Origin of the sequence: Devosia epidermidihirudinis (assembly GCF_000971295.1) — a bacterium.
GTDB classification, from domain to species: domain Bacteria; phylum Pseudomonadota; class Alphaproteobacteria; order Rhizobiales; family Devosiaceae; genus Devosia; species Devosia epidermidihirudinis.
Genome location: NZ_LANJ01000002.1, coordinates 36890 through 56605, shown reverse-complemented (window position 1 = coordinate 56605; position 19716 = coordinate 36890). Strand labels below are relative to the sequence as shown.

Genomic DNA, 19716 nt, shown 5'->3' with positions numbered 1-19716 from the left:
GGGTCAGGGGACATAATAATGGCAAACACCGCTCACCTCGAGGCCCACGCTACTGGCCACGATGCTGCCCATGATGATCACACGCCGAAGGGTTGGCGTCGTTGGGTCTATTCGACCAACCACAAAGACATCGGCATCATGTACCTGATCTTCGCGATCGTCGCGGGGATCGTCGGTGGCCTTCTCTCCGGCGTTATGCGCATGGAGCTGCAGGAGCCCGGCATTCAGATTTTCCACGGCCTTGCAGCCATGGTCTATGGTGTGGATGGCGACGCAGCCCTCGACGCCGGCAAGCACATGTACAACGTGTTCACCACGGCGCACGCGCTGATCATGGTGTTCTTCGTGGTCATGCCAGCCACCATGGGTGGTTTTGCAAACTACTTCGCGCCCCTGATGATCGGTGCGCCCGATACCGCGTTCCCGCGTATCAACAACATCGCCTTCTGGCTGCTCCCTCCAGCATTCATCCTGCTGCTGATGAGCCTGTTCTTTGAAGGTACCGGCCCTGGCGCGCTCGGCTTCGGCGGCGGCTGGACGATCTACCCACCACTGTCCACCTCCGGCCACCCTGGCCCGGCAATGGACTTCGCGATCCTGTCCCTGCACGTTGCCGGTATCAGCTCGATCCTTGGTGCGATCAACCTGATCACCACCATCTTCAACATGCGCGCTCCGGGCATGACGCTGCACAAGATGCCGCTGTTCGCCTGGTCGGTTCTGGTGACTGCATTCCTGCTGCTGCTGGCTCTGCCAGTGCTGGCTGGTGCCATCACCATGCTGCTGACGGACCGTAACTTCGGTACTGCCTTCTTCAAGCCTGCCGAAGGTGGCGACCCGATCCTGTTCCAGCACCTGTTCTGGTTCTTCGGTCACCCCGAAGTGTACATCATGATCCTGCCGGGCTTCGGCATCATCAGCCACATCGTGTCGACCTTCAGCCGCAAGCCAATTTTTGGCTACATGGCAATGGCTTACGCCATGGTCGCCATCGGCTTCGTCGGGTTCGTCGTGTGGGCTCACCACATGTACACCACCGGCCTCAGCCTCGACGTGCAGCGTTACTTCGTGGCCGCCACGATGGTTATCGCGGTGCCGACCGGCGTGAAGATCTTCTCGTGGATCGCCACCATGTGGGGCGGCTCCATCACCTTCCGCACGCCAATGCTGTGGGCAATCGGCTTCATCTTCCTGTTCACCGTTGGTGGTGTGACCGGTGTGGTGCTCGCCAATGCTGGTGCCGACCGTGCCCTGCACGACACCTACTACGTGGTTGCTCACTTCCACTACGTGCTGTCGCTGGGTGCCGTGTTCTCGATCTTCGCTGGCTGGTACTACTGGTACCCCAAGATGTTCGGTTACATGTACTCGGAGTTCCTGGGTAAGCTGCACTTCTGGGTCATGTTCGTTGGCGTGAACCTGATTTTCTTCCCGCAGCACTTCCTCGGCCTTGCCGGTATGCCGCGCCGCTACATCGATTACCCAGATGCGTTTACCCTGTTCAACCGCATCTCCTCCTACGGCTACTACATCACCTTCTTCGCGATGCTGATCTTCTTCTACGCGACGTGGGAAGCCAGCCGTAAGAAGCGTCCAGCGGGCGACAGCCCATGGGGCGAGGGTGCAACGACACTGGAATGGACCCTGTCCAGCCCACCACCGTTCCACCAGTTCTCGACCCTGCCACGTATCGAGTCGACAAACGCGCACTAAGCGCAACGTATAGATCGGGCCGCGCTCGCGCGGCCCGCTTCCCTAACTGAGGCAAAGCCAGTGGCTTTTATGGATGACACCAGGAACACACCCGGATTGACCGGCGAGGCACGCGTCGAGGACTACCTCGCGCTGCTCAAGCCGAGCGTCATGCAGCTGGTCGTGTTCACCGCCATTGTTGGCCTGGTGGCAGCACCAGGTGGCATCAACCCATTCATCGGCATCATCGCCATCGTCTGCATCGCTATCGGGGCAGGGGCCTCTGGCGCGCTGAACATGTGGTACGACGCCGATATCGACGCCATCATGAGCCGGACCGTCAACCGTCCAATCCCGGCCGGTCGCATCACCAAGGGTGAAGCGCTGGTCTTCGGTCTCGTGCTATCGGTCTTCTCGGTGGCGCTGCTAGGGCTTGCGACCAATTGGGTCGCGGCAGGCCTGCTCGCCTTCACCATCTTCTTTTATGCCGTCATCTATACGATGTGGCTCAAGCGCGCGACGCCGCAGAACATCGTCATCGGTGGTGCTGCTGGTGCCTTCCCGCCGATCGTCGGCTGGGCTGCGGTCACCGGTACCATCTCGATGGAAGCCGTCGTGCTGTTCCTGATCACGTTCCTCTGGACCCCGCCACACTTCTGGGCGCTCGCCCTCTACAAGCAGAGCGACTATGGCGCAGCCGGCATTCCCATGATGCCAAACGTCGTGGGCAACCAGTCCACCAAGGTTCAGATCTTCGCTTATACGGTGCTGCTGGCGGCCTCCGCCATGCTGCCGACCTGGCTCGGATATTCGGGCATGGTGTACACGGTCGTCGCTGTCATTACCGGCGCGTCGTTCCTGTTCCTGTCCTGGCGATTGCTGCAGGCCCGTGAAGACGTGGCCATGCGCAAAGCGGCGCGGGTGGTGTTCAATTACTCGCTGAGCTACCTGTTCATCGTGTACTTCGCCTTCCTCACCGACAATCTTCTGACACGGTATGGGAGCTTCTTCGGATGAGCGCACCAGACGAAATTCACAGCGTAGCCATCGAGACACCAGAGATAGCCGCCGCGCGCTCGCGCGTGCGTCGCCGCCGCTCGATTGCTCTGGCCATCGCCCTCGCGCTGTTTGCGATCACCTTCTATACGCTGACCATCGTCAAGATGGGCCCTGCTCTGTTTGATCGGGCACTCTGATGGCTGATCTGACGAACCAGCGTATCGACCCAGCAATGGCGCGCCGTAACAAGCGCGTGGCTGTGATCGGTCTGTCCATTGCCATCGGCATGGTCGGCTTGGCCTATGCCTCTGTGCCGCTCTACAACATCTTCTGCCAGGTGACTGGCTTTGGTGGTACGCCCGGCAAGGCAACGGACAATCCAAAGGGCATTATCGACCGCATCATGACGGTGCGCTTTGACTCCAACGTGGCCAACGATCTGTCCTGGTCGGTCAAGGCTGCGCCATCCATCACCGACAACATCGGTGCCGTGGATACGGTCAATTACATTGCCACCAATCTTTCCGATAAGCCGCTGACCGGCATGGCCACGTTCAACGTGTCGCCCGAACGCGCAGGCGTCTATTTCAACAAGATCGAATGCTTCTGCTTTACCGAGCAGACGCTGCAGCCCGGTGAAACCGTGGAAATGCCGATCGTGTTTTTCGTCGATCCTGAGCTCAACGATAATCCTGAGCTCAATACCATCAAAGAGATCACACTCTCTTATACCTTCTACGCTTCAGAGAACGGGGGAAGCTGACGATGTCGGCAATTACCAAGAACCACGACTACCACATGGTCGAACCGAGCCCGTGGCCGTTTGTCATGTCGGCCGCCGTCTTCGTCTTTGCCCTGGGCATCATCTTCTGGATGCACCAGTGGACACCGTTCGTCTTCTTCATCGGCCTGGTTGGCGTGCTCTACACCATGTACGCATGGTGGAGCGACGTGATCAAAGAAGCCAATAATGGCGTTGATCACACCCCGGTCGTGCAGATGCACCACCGCTACGGCATGATGCTGTTCATCGCTTCTGAAGTGATGGTGTTCTTCGGCTTCTTCTGGGCCTATTTCGACGGCTTCTTCCGCTTCGACGACATTGAGCAGTATGCTCGTGTTGCGGCCACTGGCGGTCATTGGCCGCCAACCGGCATCGAGCTGTTTGACCCGTTCCACCTGCCGCTGTTCAACACGCTGCTGCTGCTGACCTCGGGCACCACGGTGACCTGGGCGCACCACGCGCTGCTGGAGAATGACCGCGAAGGCCTCAAGTGGGGTCTGATCCTCACCGTTGCTCTCGGCGCTGTCTTCACCGTCGTTCAGGGCATTGAGTACTCGGAAGCCGGCTTCTCGTTCGCTGGCGACATGTATGGCGCGACCTTCTTCATGGCGACGGGCCTGCATGGTCTGCACGTTCTGATCGGCACCATCTTCCTGGCCGTCTGCCTGCTGCGCGCTTACCGTGGTGACTTCACCCCAGAACGCCACCTCGGCTTCGAATTTGCGGCCTGGTACTGGCACTTTGTGGACGTGGTCTGGCTGTTCCTGTTTGCCTCCATCTATGTGTGGGGCAGCTGGGGCGTGGCGTTGAGCCACTAACGGTCCCGCCCGACGTCTTTTACGGGGCGCAGCTGCTGGCTGCGCCCCGATTTGTTTGGAGAGCCTTGTGGCACAACCTTCCCCCCTGACCACTGGTCTGCTCTGCCGCTGTCCGCGCTGCGGAGAGGGCAAGCTGTTCTCCAGCTATCTCAAGGTCGCCCCGTCCTGTTCGGTCTGCGGGATCGATCTCAAATTTGCCGATAGCGGCGACGGTCCTGCGATCTTCGTGATTTTTCTAGTCGCGCCTATCGTCATCACCCTCGCGCTGATCGTCGGGGCAATGTTCAATCCGCCGCCGCTGGTTCATCTGGCGCTGTGGATCCCCACCACCATCATTCTGTCGCTGGCGCTGCTGCCCCCGTTCAAGGGCGTGCTGGTGGCCCAGCAATATCGTCACGATGCTCACGAGGGACACCAATGAGCGAGAAACGCCTCAGCACAGTCATGACCGGCACGTTCGTCGTGCTGATGCTGATACTGGCCGTGGTCTGCGCCTGGCTCGGTACCTGGCAGCTTGAACGCCTCCACGAAAAGGAGGCGTTGATCGCCGCCGTCGACTCGCGCCTGACGGCTGCGCCGATCCCCGTGCCGGAAGCCGCCACCTGGTCTACGCTCGATACTGAAGCCCTGAACTTCCAGCCGGTCTCGCTGACTGGCGCTTTCCGCTACAATCAGACGCTGACCGTGTTCACCAGCCTTGCCAACAGCAAGGGCAAGGCATCTGGGCCGGGTTATTGGGTGATGACCCCGTTTGTGCTGGCCGATGGCGGCACGGTCTTCGTTAATCGCGGTTTTATTCCGCAACAGGTTCAGGAAGCCGCCGTCACCGATGGTGAGGGCGCGGAAAACCAGGTGACCATCACCGGCTTGTTGCGTCCCGGTGAACATGCTGGCTTCATGACGCCCGCGCCCAATACGTCGGACCGCATCGAGTGGGTGCGGGACCCCCAGCGCATGGCGGCGATGGCCGATCCAGCGCTGGCGCCGATTGCGCCCTTCTATGTGGATCTGCCTGCCGGCGCTCCCGGCGAGCTGCCACAGGGTGGCGAGACCGTGGTTGAGTTTCCCAATAACCATCTGGGCTACGCCTACACCTGGTTCGGCTTTGCCATCGTGGCTGTCGTCATGCTGGGCTTCTGGATTTGGCGGCAGCGGCAGGGCGCAAAGGCGGGCTAACCATCAAACTTGCGGTTCATCGCCCGTTTCTCTAGGTTGCAACAATTCTAAAAGGGCTTTCTCCCCGAATGCAGTTTGTCTCAACGCGCGGCCAGGCGCCCGTGCTCGGCTTCTCCGACGCAGTCCTGGCGGGCCTCGCCTCCGATGGCGGGCTTTATGTCCCACAGAGCTGGCCTCAGGTTTCTCCTGCTCAAATTGCCGCTTTTGCTGGCAAATCCTATGCAGACGTCGCGTACGATATTATCGGTCGTTTCGTCGGCGATGAGATCGCACCCGACAAACTGCGTGCCATCATTGATGGGGCCTATGCCTCGTTCCGCCACCCGGCCGTTGCGCCACTGGTCGAGATCGAATCCAATCACTTCGTGCTTGAGCTGTTCCATGGGCCAACCTTGGCGTTCAAGGACGTGGCCATGCAGTTCCTCAGCCGGGTCATGGATCACATCCTGACCGAGCGGGGCCTTAAGGCAACGATCGTTGGCGCCACTTCGGGCGACACCGGTTCGGCAGCCATCGAGGCCTTCCGGGGCCGCGACACCACCGACATCTTCATTCTCCATCCGCGCGGCCGCACCTCCCCGGTGCAGCGCCTGCAGATGACGACTGTGCTCGACGCCAATGTGCACAACATTGCCATCGAGGGCACGTTTGACGACTGCCAGAACATCGTCAAGGCGATGTTCAACAACCACAATTTCCGCGATCGCGTGCGCCTCAGTGGCGTCAATTCGATCAATTGGGGCCGCATCGTCGCGCAGATTGTCTATTATTTCACGGCGGCTGTGTCGCTGGGTGCGCCGCATCGCAAGGTGAGCTTCACCGTGCCGACCGGCAATTTCGGCGATATTTTTGCCGGTTATTGCGCCAAGGCCATGGGCCTGCCCATTGAGCGCCTGATCATCGCGACCAACGCCAATGACATTCTGCGTCGCGCGATGGACACCGGCCGCTACGATATGGACGGCGTTGCGCCCACCATCAGCCCATCGATGGACATCCAGATCTCGTCCAACTTCGAGCGCCTGCTGTTTGAAGGTGCGGGCCGCGATGCGGGCGCCGTCGTGCGCATGATGGATGGCCTCAAGCAGTCGGGTGGTTTCGCGCTGCCAGAGAGCGCATTGGCCGCCATCCGTCGCGACTTTGCCGCTGGCACCACCGGCGAGGCTGAGACCAAGGCGGCTATTGCCGCAACGCTCGCCCAGTCGGGATATCTCCTCGATCCGCACACCGCCGTCGCCGTGCATGTGGCGCAGGCGCAGCCGCGCTCGGCTGTGCCGATGATTACCCTGTCGACGGCGCATCCGGCCAAGTTCCCGGCTGCCGTCAAGGATGCTTCCGGCATCGAGCCACCCCTGCCGGCGTGGCTGGCCGATCTCTATTCGCGGGAGGAGCGCCTCAGCGTGCTTGCCAACGAGCAGAGCGCGGTTGAAGAATTCATCTCGGCGCGGACACGCGCTGCCTGACGTGTTGAGGGAGCGGCGGTCCCCCAACCGCCGGGCCTGAGGAGGACCTTGCGTGAGCGTAGAATCGACGACACTCGACAACGGCATGGTGGTTCTCACCGACGACATGCCGCATCTGGAAAGTGCTTCGCTGGGCGTCTGGGTCAAGGCCGGGGCGCGCAGCGAACGCAAGGCCGAGCACGGCATTTCCCATCTGCTCGAGCACATGGCGTTCAAGGGCACCGAGGGGCGTTCGGCCCTGCAGATCGCCGAAGCCATCGAAAATGTGGGTGGCGATCTCAACGCTGCGACGTCGATCGAGCATACCGGCTATTTCGCCCGCGTGCTCAAAGAGGATGTGGTGCTGGCCGCTGACATTCTCTCCGATATCCTGCAGAATTCGCGCTTTGAGGAAGAAGAGCTCAGCCGCGAAAAGCAGGTCATCGTGCAGGAAATTGGCGCGGCGCGCGATAATCCGGACGATCACGTGTTCGACCTGTTTCAGGCCGCAGCCTTTCCCACCCAACCCATCGGCCGCACGATTTTGGGCACAGTGGATTCGGTGCGCGAATTCAGCTCCGACACCATCCGCAAATATATGAACCGCAACTATGTGGGCGACCACATGGTGATGGCGGCTGCGGGCAATGTGGACCATGAGGGGCTCGTCGAAGTTGCGCGCCAGCGCTTTGCCGACCTCAAGCCCAATGGCGCGCCAGCGCCGCAGCGAGCTGAATATCAAGGCGGCGAAGAGCGCCTCGTGTCCGACCACGAGCAGGCTCACATCGTCATCGGCTTTGAAGGCCGCGCCTATAATGCTGACGGCTTCTATGCCGCGCAGGTGCTGGCCTCGATCCTTGGCGGCGGCATGAGCTCGCGCCTGTTTCAGGAAGTGCGCGAAAAGCGTGGTCTCTGTTACTCGGTCTATTCGTTCCACTGGGCGTTTGCCGATAGCGGCGTGTTTGGTGTTGCCGCGGCAACGGGGGAAGACGAGGTCGCCGACCTTGTGCCGGTCGTGCTCGACGAGCTCAAGCGCGCCACGGAATCGATCACCGAGGAAGAGGTGATCCGCGTCCGTAACCAGATCCGCGCGGGCCTGCTGATGTCTCTGGAAAGCCCATCGGCGCGTGCCGGGCAGCTGGCGCGCCAGCAGATCCTGTGGGGTCGCCCGATCCCGATGCAGGAAACAGTGGATCGCATCAACGCCATCACCGCCCAGCGCGTGCAAGACGTGGCCGAGCAGATTTTCACCATGGGTGCACCCACGTTGGCCGGTATCGGCCCGATCGCTGGTCTGCCCGACCTTGGCGCCATTGGCGACCATCTCAAACGCTGAGGCCAGACGCGCATGCTGTGGCCATGGTCATCGCCGGCGTCGTTGATCTCCCTGCGGGGACATCGCCTGCTTCTGCGCCTGCCGCAGATGGGCGATTACGACGCCTGGTATGCCCTGCGCCGTGGCAGCCGCGACTTCCTGCGCCCGTTTGAGCCGCGCTGGACCGAGGCCGACTTGGCCCGGCAGGTGTTTATCAATCGCGTGAAACGCGCCCGCCAGGAAGTCGAAGAGGGGACCGATTATTCCTTCTTCATTTTCAGCGGCGAGGGACGCGCCGAAGATATTGTCGGCGGCATAACCCTATCCAATGTGCGCCGACGCGCCGCCCAGTTCGTCAACCTCGGCTATTGGATGGGCCAGCAATATGCCGGGCAGGGGATCATGAGCGAGGCCGTTTCGGTCTGCCTGCCCTTTGTGTTCGACACGCTCGACCTGCACCGTATCCATGCCGCGTTTTTGCCGGGCAACGTGCCGTCGCGACGGGTTCTCGAAAAGAACGGCTTTGTCGAAGAAGGCTTTGCCGAGAAGTACCTGCAGATCAACGGGCGCTGGGAAGACCATGTGCTGTTTGGCATGACGCGCGAGCGCTACGAATTGCACCGCGCAGCCAATCGACGCTGACGCTTTCGCCTCGACAGGCGCAGCGACGCAAATTATCTATAAAACATGACCCAGACCAAAGACGACACCATTGCCGTGCGGATCAGCAAGGTGCTGGCCGATCGCATCATTGCCGGCGAGATCGAGCCGGGCAGCCGTCTGCGGCAGGATCACATTGCCAGTGAGTTCGGGGCTAGCCATGTGCCGGTGCGCGAGGCGTTCCGCCGGCTGGAAGCGCAGGGTCTGGCGATCAGCGAACCACGGCGCGGGGTACGTGTCGCCGCGTTCGATCTGGCCGAAGTGCGCGAAGTCGCTGAAATGCGGGCCTCGCTTGAAGTGCTGGCATTGCGCCATGCCGCACCGCACCTGACCAAGGCGATTCTGGATCTGGCCGAAGACGCCACGCGGGCTGGGGATAAGTCGCGCGATGTGCATTCATGGGAGGAGGCGAACCGCACGTTCCACCGCACCATTCTGGCTCCTTGCGCCATGCCGCGTCTGCTTGCCACGATTGATGATTTGCATGCGGCCAGTGCCCGGTTTTTGTTTGCCGCGTGGCGCACCGAGTGGGAAACCCGCACCGATATGGATCATCTGGCCATTCTGGCAGCGCTGCGGCAGGGCAATGTCGACGCTGCACTGACGACCTTGGGACGGCATGTGCAATGGATCGGCCAGAAGCCCGTCCGCACCGCCGCTGGCACCACCCGCGAGGCCTTCGCCATCGTCGGGTAATGGCGTCAGGCCCCCGCTTTTTAGCTCCAACTATCATCTGTGCATCCGTTCAACGGACGGACGTGGCCGGTCTATGCGCGCTTGGATGCCGCGCGGGCATTGCTCCGGGCGCAGATTTTCGGTTTAATAGATGAGTCGACAGAATTATCTATAATTTATCGAAACGAGAAATCTTCATGACGACGACACTGACTTCCACCCGATCCTTCAGCCCGCTGCGCCTTGAGACTCGGCCTTTGGCCTGGCAGGCTGCCGCTGTCGTGCTGGGCACCGTGCTGCTGGCACTCTCATCTTACATCGAGGTGCCGATGGTGCCGGTGCCCATGACCATGCAGACATTGGCTGTGACGCTGGTTGGCGCGCTCTATGGCTGGCGCCTGGGCGCTGTCACCGTTGCTGCCTGGTTGGTTGAGGGCGCATTTGGTCTGCCGGTGCTCGCAGGCGGGGCAGGCGGCCTTGCCCACTTTGCCGGGCCAACGGTCGGCTATCTCTTTGCCTTCCCACTGGCTGCGGCCCTCGTCGGCTTTCTGGCCGAGCGTGGCTGGAACGGTCATCGCGTCGTGCTGGCCTTTGCTGCGATGCTGCTGGGCAATGTGGTTTGCCTCGCTGTCGGCGGCGCGTGGCTTGGTGTTAATTTTGGCGCTGAAGTGGCAATCGCTTCGGGGGTTGCGCCATTCGTCGTTGGTGCCGTGCTGAAATCGGTGCTGGGCGCGGCGGCTCTCAAGGCTCTCGCCCGTTGACCGTCAACCTGCGCGCCCACCATCTGCTCTGCATGCTGACCTATGTCGGCAAGGGCTACACGCCTGCCTTTACCGTCAACTACGACGCGATTGTGCAGCGACTCAATGGTGGCGAGGACATTCAGATTGTGGATGGCCCCGACGATATCTGCGCGCCCCTGCTCGGCGAGCCCGATCCCCATTGCTGGCGCGATAGCGTCATTGAGCGGGATCGCCAGGCTGCCAAAGCCCTCACAAATCTGCTGGCGCGGTCTATCCGCGCTGGCACCCGTTTTCGTCTTGGAGAGGCCGAACTTGCCATGATGCGCCGCGCCTTTGCGGGGCGAGATATCCGGCAGGCGTGCGAGGGGTGCGAGTGGAGCGGGCTTTGCACAGCAATTGCTGGTGCCGATTATCCGGACGTCCGGCTTGATATTGCTGGGGCGCAGCAGGCCCTCTGACCCCCTGTTGCCTATTGGCAACAGCCCCCAGTGCTTGTCGCACAGGCCAATCCCCGCTACCAAAGGTGCTTCTCGACACGCGGATGCCGTTCGGCAACGGGGTGATTTTTGTCCCCGCGCGTTGCCGCCACAATGAAGCCTAGCGCAGGATATACTCACCCCTGATGCGTCACCTCAAAGCACTCGCGATGTGGCTTGCGTTCGCGCTTGCGATGATCGTGCCCGCCACCGCGTTCGAAGTCATTTCCGTCCCGCAGGACGTTAACGCGGTCAATCTGTCCGACGTGATCGAGATCGTTCCCGGCTCCGATGGCAAGGTTCAGCTGTCGACCGCCCCGGGCGAGGACGGCATTATCCGCCGCATCGAAGTGCTAGCGAGCGAGCGTGGCACCAATCCAGATTTCGCACTGTTTGCGCTGCGCAACGAAAGCGATCAGCAGATCGAGCGCCTGCTCGTCGCGCCGTTCTATCGTCTGCCCGGCTCCGGGCTGATCCAGCCTGATCTGGGCGACGAGCGCGTTAAGGCGCTGACCCCAAGCGCCGGCATTCGTCCGGTGAAGCTGGTGGACAGCGAGGCCGACGTCTTCGAGGTGACCCTCGATCCCGGCGCGACCGTGACCTTCGTGGCCGAGCTCCAATCCAACAAATTGCCCGAGCTTTATCTCTGGCAGCCCAATGCCTATCGTGATTACGTCAACTCGTTCACGTTGTTCCGCGGCGTGGTGCTGGGCGTGGCCTCGCTGGCGGCTGTGTTCCTGACCATTATGTTTGTGGTCAAGGGGCGTGGCGTATTCCCGGCGACGGCAGCTTTTGCCTGGGCCGTGCTGGTGTATCTGCTGATCGATTTTGGCGTTTTGGGCCGCTTGCTGGGCCTACCAGCGGGAGGGGTGCAACCGCTGAGAGCTGCCTCCGAGGCGGGCATAGCGACGACATTAGCCGGGTTCTTATTTATCTATCTGAACCTGCATCGATGGCATCTGCGGTTTGTGCATCTGGCGCTTGGTCTGGCGACCCTGTTCCTCGCGCTGTTTGCCTTCGCGTTTTTCCAGCCTGAAATTGCGGCGACGATCTCACGTCTCGTGCTGGCGATGCTGGGTATTTCGGGCTTCTTCCTGATCCTGCTGCTCGCGCTGCGTGGCTATGACCGCGCCGTGCTGCTGGTGCCGACCTGGATCATCATCATCGCCTGGCTGTTCTATTGCTGGCTGGTGATTTCGGGTCAGGTGTCCAACGACGTGGCACAGCCCGCTGTGGGCGGTGGCCTTGTTCTCGTGGTCATGCTGCTCGGCTTTACCGCAGTACAACACGCCTTCTCCGAGGGGCAGGTTTCCATCGGCACACTGAGCGAAGTCGAGCGCCGCGCTCTGGCACTCACTGGCTCGGGCGACTTCGTCTTTGACTGGAATATCGAGCGCGATCGCGTGTCGGTCAGCGATGAGCTGGCGACGCGGCTCGGCGAAAAGCGCGGGGCGCTCAAGGGCGCCATCAAGCGCTGGCTTGACCGGGTGCATCCCGATGATCGTGACCGTTTCCGCACGGCGTTCGATACACTGGTGGAGCTGCGCCGTGGCAAGGTGTCGTCCGACATGCGCATTGCCAGCCATGATGGCAGCTATCGTAGCTTCCGCATGCGGGTGAAGCCCGTATTGGGCGGCGACGGGCAGGTGAACCGTATCGTCGGCACCCTGCAGGACGTGACCGATGATCGTGCAGCGCGCGAACGCCTGTTGCACGACGCCGTGCATGACAGCCTGACCGGCCTTCCCAACCGCATGCTGTTCCTGGATCGGTTGGAACGCGCTCTGGTGCGGGCAAGGACGCCCGGCGGCACTAAGCCTGCCGTGTTCCTGATCGATATCGACCGGTTCATGGAGCTCGAAGAACGCATTGGTCACTCGGCGGCCGATTCTGTGCTGCTGGCAATTTCCCGCCGCATCTCCCGCATCATGCGTCCGCTCGACACCGTTGCGCGCGTCACGGGCGACCAGTTTGCTGTGATCCTGGCCTCCGAGCAGGCGGCGGGCAAGATTGCCGAAACTGCCGAGCAGATCCGCAAGGCGCTGAAGGCTCCGTTCAATTTTGGTGATCGCGACCTGACGCTGTCGGCGTCCATTGGTGTCACCATCTACGACAGCAATCCGGCAACGGCGGCGGACGTGCTGCGCGATGCCGAACTGGCGATGTATTACGCCAAGCGGCTTGGCGGCGACCGTATTGAGGCCTATCGCGCCTCTGCCCGTTCGATCTCGGCCTATAATCGCGCCAGCGAGGAAGACCTGGAACGCGGCATGAAGCAGGGCGAGCTGCATGTGCAGTTCCAGCCGGTCATGGATATTCAGACTGGCCAGATCGCTGGTGCTGAAGCCCTGATGCGCTGGAACCACCCAACGCGTGGTGCGGTCAATCCCGATGAGTTCGTGCCGCTGGCCGAACGCTCTGGGCAGATCGAAAAGCTCGGCCGCCTGGCATTCGAACAGTCCGCGGCACAGGCCAAGGAATGGATGTCTTCCATGGGTGGATTGCCCGAGGACTTCTTCATTTCGGTCAATCTGTCGCCCACCCAACTGGCGACCGAAACGCTGCTCAACGACATGCGCAACCTTGTCAGTCAGGACAAGAACCTGGCGCGTCACCTCAAGCTCGAGATTACCGAGAGCCAAGTGATGACCAATCCAGAGCACTCCGCCTATATGCTGCAGGCGCTGCGCAATCTGGGGCTGGGTCTGGCGCTGGACGATTTCGGCACCGGGCACTCATCGCTGAGCTATCTGCACCGCTTCCCCTTCGACACCATCAAGATCCCCGCGCCATTCGTGAAGATCAGCGACGCGAACGGCATTTCTCATACGCAGGGGCCGATCATCCGGGCGGTCGTGGCCTTGGCCACCGATCTCGATCTGATGCTGATTGCAGAAGGGGTGGAGACGCTGGATGAGATTGAGCGCCTGCGCCAACTCAACTGCCGCTATGCCCAGGGCTTCGCCTTTGGCGCAGCGATGAGCGGGCCTGAGTTCGGCAAGAAGCTGAGCGCACAGTTGGCGCGGTAGGCTGGCGGAGGATCAGAGTACCCCCTCCTGGCCTCCCCCTGATAGGGGGAGGGATTTGCCCTGTGGGTTTGCCTTGGTCAGGCGTGCCCGGCATCCGGGCTCAGCGTCGCCCGCGTAATGTGCAGGCTGGCCAGTGCGGCGTCGTAGCGCTCTTCCACTGGCGTATCGAACAACAGCTCACGGGAGAACGGCACGGTGAGCCAGCCATTGTCGCTGATCTCGCCTTCCAGTTGCCCCGGGGCCCAGCCACAGCACCCCAGCGCGAAAAATGTAGACTTGGGTGCGGGGCCGAAGGCGATGGCCTTGAGCACGTCGAGTGTGGCGGTCAGGCTGATGCCTTCGGCGACCGGATAGGTGTTGCCGCTGTGATAGTCCGCGGAATGCAGCACGAAGCCACGCCCTTTTTCCACCGGGCCACCGCGCATCACCACGCGATCGCGGATCGCCTCGGGCAGGCGGATGACCGCGTCCGGATCGCCCAGGTCGATCTCGTCGAGCACATCGGCGAAGCGCAGGTCGGTCAGTTCCTGATTGATGACAAGGCCCATCGCCCCCTCGCTGCCATGGCCAACGAGCAGGATGACGCTTTCTGCAAAGCGTTCATCGGCCATGTCGGGCATGGCCACTAGGAATTGTCCTTCAAGCGAGTTCATGGTGTGATTGTAGGGACGCGCGTCTCCTGTGCCAAGTTAACTTGGTCGAATGGCTGTCCTGCAGCCATCACGAAGGCCTGATGGCGTGTCAGCTATTTCTTCATCCCATCCTGCGCTAATGCCTCAATCATGCGTCTGTCGATCCTAGCCATCTCCACCCTGAGCCTTGTTGTGCCCGCTTTTGCGGGCGAAACGCCATGGCAGGAAGTGGCTCCGGGCGTGAACCTGCGACTGGTGAGCACTGGCCAGATCAATGCCGATGGCACCGCGCTGATCGGGCTTGAACTCGATATGCCGGAAAACACCAAGACCTATTGGCGTGTGCCCGGCGACACCGGCCTGCCCACCGAGCTTGATTTCGCTGGGTCGACTGGCGTGCTGGATCACGAAATTCTCTGGCCCTATCCGACCCGATACGAGGCCGATGGCTATCTGGACTACGTCTATCTCGGCCCGACCATGCTCCCGATCGAGCTGAAGCTCGCGGCGGGGGCGAATAATATTGAGGTTTCGGCCGTGCTGGGCGTCTGTTCGGACATCTGTGTGCCGGCGCAAGCCCATTTCAGTCTGCCCGTCGACGGCGATGAAGCGGACATGCCAAATGGGCTGCGCATCAAGCAGGCGGCGGCCGAGGTGCCGATCGAGTGGGATGGCAAGAGCCAGCCTTTCGACACGATCGAGTACCGCGCAGATGACGACATGCTGGCGGTGCACATTGCCGATCCGGATGTGGACCCGGCCTCGCTGATTGCCGCGACGGACACCGGCGAGCCGCTATTCGGTGCGCCGCAAAAAAGCCCGGAACCAAACCTAGTCCTGATCCCGATCCTGGGTAAAAGCCGCGATCACGGCTTGGAAACCCGCAGCGTTCAGATCACATTCATGACCAGCATGGGACCATACGAAGTCTCGCGGTCCATCACGGTGCCGAAGAGCTAGCAGCGCGTGTAAACGGGGAAGGTCGGTCGCAGACCTTGAATGCGGGGGCAAAGCCGCATATCCCGAATGCACGATTTCTTGGGGAAGTGGCCGCCGCCCGGCAGCCAGAGGCATGGGACTATCACGCATGATCGAAAACGGATCCGCAATTCCATCCGTGGGGATCAAACTGGTCACTGCCGACGGCGTGAGCGATGCCACCAGTGACGCGGTGTTGGGCGCGGGGACCGTGGTCCTTTTCACCGTTCCAGGCGCCTTCACCCCCACCTGCCATGTCAATCATCTGCCCGGCTATGTGGCCAATGCCGAAAAGCTTCATGCTGCCGGTGTGGACCGCATCGTCTGTGCGTCGGTCAACGACGTGCATGTGATGAAGGCCTGGGCTGAAGCCTCGGGCGCATTGGGCAAGGTCGATTTTATTGCCGACGGCAATGGCGATCTGGCCGAAGCCCTTGGAATTGCCAAAGATTTCTCCGGAGCAGGCATGGGCAAGCGCTTTGCGCGGTCCGCCCTGCTGATCCGTGATGGCATCGCTCAGGCGGTGTTCGTCGAAGATGCGCCGGGCGTCAATGCCAGCGGCGCACCCGCCATTCTGATGGCGCTTGAAGCCGCAAATGCCTAAAGTCAGCGTCAGGAGACCCTATATGACCCAGTCCACTTCTCTGGTCCTGCGCTTGTCCGCTCTGTGCGGTGTTGCGGCGCTGCTTGCTGGTTGCTCGATGGGCGGCATGTTTGGCGGCGGCAATTCTGCGGCGCAGACCCAGTCGCTGCAGAACGCGACGGCCAGTCCAGCGGCTGTGGCCCAGGCTCAGTCGAGCGCGCTGCCCGCAATCGCCACCCAGTGCCCGCCGATCAAGGTGCGCGCCGGTACCGAGGCGATGTTCTATTACGGCAATGGCCAGACTGGGAACGCCAAGGCGCTGCAATACCAGGGCGTGATCGACGAAACTTCGCGCAACTGCGTGGTCTCGAACGGCCTCATCACCGTGAATATGGGCGTGGTCGGCCGCGTGCTGCTTGGTCCCGCTGGTAGCCAGTCGACCGTCAACGCGCCGATCCGCTTCGCTGTCGAGCGCGATGGTCAGGCTGTGTTCTCGGAGAAATACACCATCCCCGTCGCCATCACCCCACCGGCCCAGTCGGCTGAGTTCGTCAAGGTGATCGACAATGTCGCGATCCCCTATCTGGGCGGCGAGACCATCACCATCTGGGTCGGTTTCGATACCAAGGGCTAAGCTCTGGTGCAGTTTGAATAGCAAAAGGCCCGCGGATCGCTCCGCGGGCCTTTTTGTCCTTGGGGGACGTTGGGGAGTTTTCTGGGGCATCGGAGTACCCCCTCCTAGCCTCCCCCTGATAGGGGGAGGGACTGATCGAGTTTGGCGCGGCATTGTGCTTAAGCACCGGCCGCATTCCTCCCCCTTTTCAGGGGGAGGTTAGGTGGGGGTACTCTTAAGTCCGTTCCCACTTCAAAATCGGCGAGCGAGCTGCGCGGGTCTCATCCAGACGACGGCGCGGTGCTTTGAGCGGGGCTGAGGTGAAGCGTTCCTTGTTGCCCGCCTTGGCGTCGGCGGCCAGCTCCTCCATCACGTCGCAGAACCGATCCAGCGTTTGCTTGCTTTCGCTTTCGGTGGGCTCGATCAGCATGGCGCCGTGAACGACCAGCGGGAAATACATGGTCATGGGGTGGAAACCCTCGTCGATCAGCGCCTTGGCGAAATCGAGTGTGGTGACGCCGGTGCCGGCCAGGAACGTATCGTCGAACAGCGCCTCATGCATGGTCGGGTAGTCGCCGAACGGCACCGAGAAGGCGTGGGCGAGGCGCGCCTTGATGTAGTTGGCGTTGAGCACGGCGTCCTGCGCCGCCTGTGCGAGGCCGTCGCCGCCATGGCTGAGCATATAGGTCAATGCCCGCACATACATGCCCATCTGGCCCTGGAAGGCCGTAATGCGGCCCAGAGCGCTATCCTTGGCGTGTTCCACCAGCTCAAGCCCACCGGCACCCTTGCGCACGAAGGGCACGGGCGCGAATGGCGCCAGAGCCTCGGACAGCACAACGGGGCCAGCACCGGGACCGCCGCCGCCATGCGGCGTCGAGAAGGTCTTGTGCAGGTTGATATGCATGGCGTCGATGCCGAGGTCACCCGGACGGACAACACCCATGATCGCGTTGAAATTGGCGCCGTCGCAGTAGAAGAACGCCCCGGCCTGATGCACGGCTTCGGCAATCTCGATGACTTGTGGCTCAAACAGGCCGCAGGTGTTGGGATTGGTCAGCATGATCGCCGCAACGTCTGTAGACAGCGCATCCTTGACCGCCTGCACGTCGACCGTGCCATCGGCGCGGGCCGGGATTGGCTTGACCGAATAGCCGAGGAACGCGGCGGTGGCTGGATTGGTGCCGTGGGCGCTTTCGGGAACCAGCACGATGGTGCGGTGGCTCTGGCCAGCGGCGTCCTGGGCTGCCTTGATCGCCATCATGCCGAGCAGCTCACCATGTGCGCCCGCCTTGGGCGTCAGGGCGACGGCAGCGGTATTGGTGAGGGTCATCAGCCAATGGCTGAGCTCGTTCATCAGCGTCAAAGCGCCCTGAACCGTCGAAACAGGCTGCAGCGGATGGATGTCCGAAAAGCCGGACAGGCGGGCCATCTTTTCGTTGAGGCGCGGATTGTGCTTCATCGTGCACGAGCCGAGTGGGTACATGCCGCTGTCGATCGAGTGGTTGAGGCGGCTGAGGCGCACATAGTGGCGCATCGCCTCGGGCTCGGTGAGCCCAGCCAGATCAAGCTTGGACTTACGCTCGAAGCCGCCGAGGCGGTCATTGCTGATGGTCACGTCAGGCAGATCGACGCCAGAATGCTCGGTGTCGCCGATTTCAAACAGCAGCGGCTCATTGGGGAGCAGCGCTGAGCCGGAGGTGGAGGCAAAGCCGGACGTGCCGACGCCGGTGGGGCGGCCCTGATTGTTCATGCTCATGCCAGTTCCTCCGCAAGAGCGACGCAGAGTTCGCTGATGTCGCTATCGGTGGTGAGTTCGGTTGCCGCCAGGACGAGGAGGTTGGCGACATCCGGATTGGTCGGCTCAAGGCGGCTGACGGGAACACCAGCCAGAATGCCGCGCTCGGCAAGACGCTCAATCAGCTGCGCAGCTGGCTGGGCAGTGCGGATGGTGAGCTCGTTAAAGAACGACTTGTTGAGCACCTCAACGCCCGGCACACCGGCCAACGCGTCGGCCAGCTTGCAGGCCTGCGCGTGGTTGAGGCGTGCAAGGCGGGTGAAACCGGCCTCCCCAAGCAGCGCCATGTGAATGGAGAAGGCGAGGGCACAGAGGCCCGAATTGGTGCAGATGTTCGACGTCGCCTTTTCGCGGCGGATGTGCTGCTCGCGGGTGGAGAGCGTCAGCACGAAGCCGCGCTGGCCATCGGCATCGACGGTTTCGCCACACAGGCGCCCGGGCATCTGGCGGATGAATTCCTTGCGGGTCGCCATCAGGCCGAGATAGGGGCCGCCAAAGTTCAGGGCGTTGCCGATCGACTGGCCTTCAGCCACGACGATATCCGCGCCGAGCGCGCCGGGGGCTTCGAGCACGCCGAGCGATACCACCTCGGTGATCACCACGATCAGCAGCGCGCCCTTGGCGTGAGCGGCGTCGGCGGCGGTCTTGACGTTGCGCAGGTGGCCGTAAAAGTCCGGGGTCTGCACCACGATGGCGGCGGTGTTCTCGTCGATATGGTCGAGAATATCGCCCTGACCTTCGGGGGAGGCCGACAGGATTTCGAGGTCGGCGTCGTCCTTGAGATAGGCGCGGACCACGTCGCGATAATGCGGGTGCAGGCCTCCCGAGAGAACGATCTTGTTGCGACGGGTCAGGCGGCGCGCCATCAGCACGGCCTCGGCAGTGCCGGTGGAGCCGTCATAGAGGCTGGCATTGGCCACGTCCATGCCGGTGAGCTTGGCGACCTGGGTCTGGAACTCGAACAGCATCTGCAGGGTGCCCTGCGAGATTTCGGGCTGATAGGGCGTGTAAGCGGTGAGCCATTCCGAGCGCTGGATCAGATGATCCACTGTCGCCGGAACATGGTGGCGATAGGCGCCAGCACCGACGAAGAACGGGCCGTCTGCGCCCGCGCGGTTCTTGGCGGCCAGCGCCCGCATATGGGCTTCGACCAGAAATTCGGGGCTATGGGCGGGCAGGCCGAGATCGAAGCTTTTCAGTGCCGATTTGGGCACGGCGCTGAACAGGGCATCGATATTGGCCGCGCCAATGACGCCAAGCATTTCGGCGCGTTCGGCATCGGAATGGGGAAGGTAGCGCATGA

The 19716-nt window shown here is 61.9% G+C and carries 20 protein-coding genes; 17 read left to right on the top strand and 3 right to left on the bottom strand.

What is annotated here, in order from left to right; translation table 11 throughout:
• Window positions 1–18: 18 nt before the first annotated feature.
• From ctaD to WH87_RS00935, 14 genes are all read left to right on the top strand, one after another.
• The gene (ctaD, locus tag WH87_RS01000; protein WP_046137672.1) at window positions 19–1713 is read left to right on the top strand and encodes a cytochrome c oxidase subunit I; all 1695 of its coding nucleotides are present in this window, start codon (window positions 19–21) and stop codon (window positions 1711–1713) included.
• Window positions 1714–1782: 69 nt separating this feature from the next.
• Window positions 1783–2709: a heme o synthase gene (locus WH87_RS00995; protein ID WP_046137673.1), complete on the top strand. Its 927-nt coding sequence runs from the start codon at window positions 1783–1785 to the stop codon at window positions 2707–2709.
• Window positions 2706–2888, top strand: a complete 183-nt coding sequence (locus tag WH87_RS00990) for a hypothetical protein (protein ID WP_046137674.1) — start codon at window positions 2706–2708, stop codon at window positions 2886–2888. Before WH87_RS00995 ends, WH87_RS00990 begins: the two co-directional genes overlap by 4 nt.
• Window positions 2888–3454, top strand: a complete 567-nt coding sequence (locus WH87_RS00985) for a cytochrome c oxidase assembly protein (protein WP_046137675.1) — start codon at window positions 2888–2890, stop codon at window positions 3452–3454. The genes WH87_RS00990 and WH87_RS00985 overlap by 1 nt, the downstream gene beginning before the upstream one ends.
• Window positions 3455–3456: 2 nt before the next feature.
• Complete coding sequence (locus WH87_RS00980) at window positions 3457–4293, top strand: cytochrome c oxidase subunit 3 (protein WP_046137676.1); 837 nt, start codon at window positions 3457–3459, stop codon at window positions 4291–4293.
• Window positions 4294–4360: 67 nt separating this feature from the next.
• Window positions 4361–4714: a DUF983 domain-containing protein gene (locus WH87_RS00975; protein WP_245622280.1), complete on the top strand. Its 354-nt coding sequence runs from the start codon at window positions 4361–4363 to the stop codon at window positions 4712–4714.
• Window positions 4711–5469 carry an SURF1 family protein gene (locus tag WH87_RS00970; protein ID WP_052726204.1) on the top strand — a complete coding sequence of 253 codons (759 nt, stop codon included), beginning with the start codon at window positions 4711–4713 and terminating at the stop codon, window positions 5467–5469. The genes WH87_RS00975 and WH87_RS00970 overlap by 4 nt, the downstream gene beginning before the upstream one ends.
• Before the next feature lie 68 nt (window positions 5470–5537).
• A complete protein-coding gene (gene thrC, locus WH87_RS00965) occupies window positions 5538–6932 on the top strand; it encodes a threonine synthase (RefSeq protein WP_046137678.1) in 1395 nt (464 codons plus the stop codon).
• Between the two features lie 52 nt (window positions 6933–6984).
• Complete coding sequence (locus tag WH87_RS00960) at window positions 6985–8247, top strand: M16 family metallopeptidase (protein WP_046137679.1); 1263 nt, start codon at window positions 6985–6987, stop codon at window positions 8245–8247.
• A gap of 12 nt (window positions 8248–8259) precedes the next feature.
• Window positions 8260–8868 carry a GNAT family N-acetyltransferase gene (locus WH87_RS00955; protein ID WP_046137680.1) on the top strand — a complete coding sequence of 203 codons (609 nt, stop codon included), beginning with the start codon at window positions 8260–8262 and terminating at the stop codon, window positions 8866–8868.
• Between the two features lie 45 nt (window positions 8869–8913).
• Window positions 8914–9582, top strand: a complete 669-nt coding sequence (locus WH87_RS00950; RefSeq protein ID WP_046137681.1) for a GntR family transcriptional regulator — start codon at window positions 8914–8916, stop codon at window positions 9580–9582.
• 176 nt (window positions 9583–9758) lie between these two features.
• Window positions 9759–10322 carry a biotin transporter BioY gene (locus WH87_RS00945; RefSeq protein ID WP_046137682.1) on the top strand — a complete coding sequence of 188 codons (564 nt, stop codon included), beginning with the start codon at window positions 9759–9761 and terminating at the stop codon, window positions 10320–10322.
• Entirely contained in the window at window positions 10319–10762 is a 444-nt protein-coding gene (locus WH87_RS00940; RefSeq protein WP_046137683.1) for a DUF1284 domain-containing protein, read from the top strand. The genes WH87_RS00945 and WH87_RS00940 overlap by 4 nt, the downstream gene beginning before the upstream one ends.
• 164 nt (window positions 10763–10926) lie before the next feature.
• Window positions 10927–13809 (top strand): EAL domain-containing protein, encoded by a 2883-nt coding sequence (locus WH87_RS00935; protein WP_046137684.1) that lies wholly within the window; start codon window positions 10927–10929, stop codon window positions 13807–13809.
• A 77-nt stretch (window positions 13810–13886) separates the two neighbouring features.
• On the opposite strand, the gene WH87_RS00930 is transcribed toward WH87_RS00935, so the two are convergent.
• Window positions 13887–14462 (bottom strand): YqgE/AlgH family protein, encoded by a 576-nt coding sequence (locus tag WH87_RS00930; RefSeq protein WP_046137685.1) that lies wholly within the window; start codon window positions 14460–14462, stop codon window positions 13887–13889.
• Window positions 14463–14591: 129 nt separating this feature from the next.
• Here WH87_RS00930 and WH87_RS18705 point away from each other — a divergent pair, with 129 nt between their 5' ends.
• From WH87_RS18705 to WH87_RS00915, 3 genes are all read left to right on the top strand, one after another.
• Window positions 14592–15401 (top strand): protein-disulfide reductase DsbD domain-containing protein, encoded by an 810-nt coding sequence (locus WH87_RS18705; RefSeq protein WP_052726205.1) that lies wholly within the window; start codon window positions 14592–14594, stop codon window positions 15399–15401.
• A gap of 127 nt (window positions 15402–15528) precedes the next feature.
• The gene (locus WH87_RS00920) at window positions 15529–16023 is read left to right on the top strand and encodes a peroxiredoxin (RefSeq protein ID WP_046137686.1); all 495 of its coding nucleotides are present in this window, start codon (window positions 15529–15531) and stop codon (window positions 16021–16023) included.
• A gap of 22 nt (window positions 16024–16045) precedes the next feature.
• Window positions 16046–16636 carry a hypothetical protein gene (locus tag WH87_RS00915; RefSeq protein ID WP_046137687.1) on the top strand — a complete coding sequence of 197 codons (591 nt, stop codon included), beginning with the start codon at window positions 16046–16048 and terminating at the stop codon, window positions 16634–16636.
• Between the two features lie 214 nt (window positions 16637–16850).
• Here the strand turns inward: WH87_RS00915 and gcvPB are convergent, their stop codons facing one another.
• Window positions 16851–18374: an aminomethyl-transferring glycine dehydrogenase subunit GcvPB gene (gcvPB, locus tag WH87_RS00910; RefSeq protein ID WP_046137688.1), complete on the bottom strand. Its 1524-nt coding sequence runs from the start codon at window positions 18372–18374 to the stop codon at window positions 16851–16853.
• On the bottom strand, window positions 18371–19714 hold the full coding sequence (gcvPA, locus tag WH87_RS00905; protein WP_046137689.1) for an aminomethyl-transferring glycine dehydrogenase subunit GcvPA: 1344 nt from the start codon (window positions 19712–19714) through the stop codon (window positions 18371–18373). The genes gcvPB and gcvPA overlap by 4 nt, the downstream gene beginning before the upstream one ends.
• Window positions 19715–19716 lie beyond the last annotated feature (2 nt).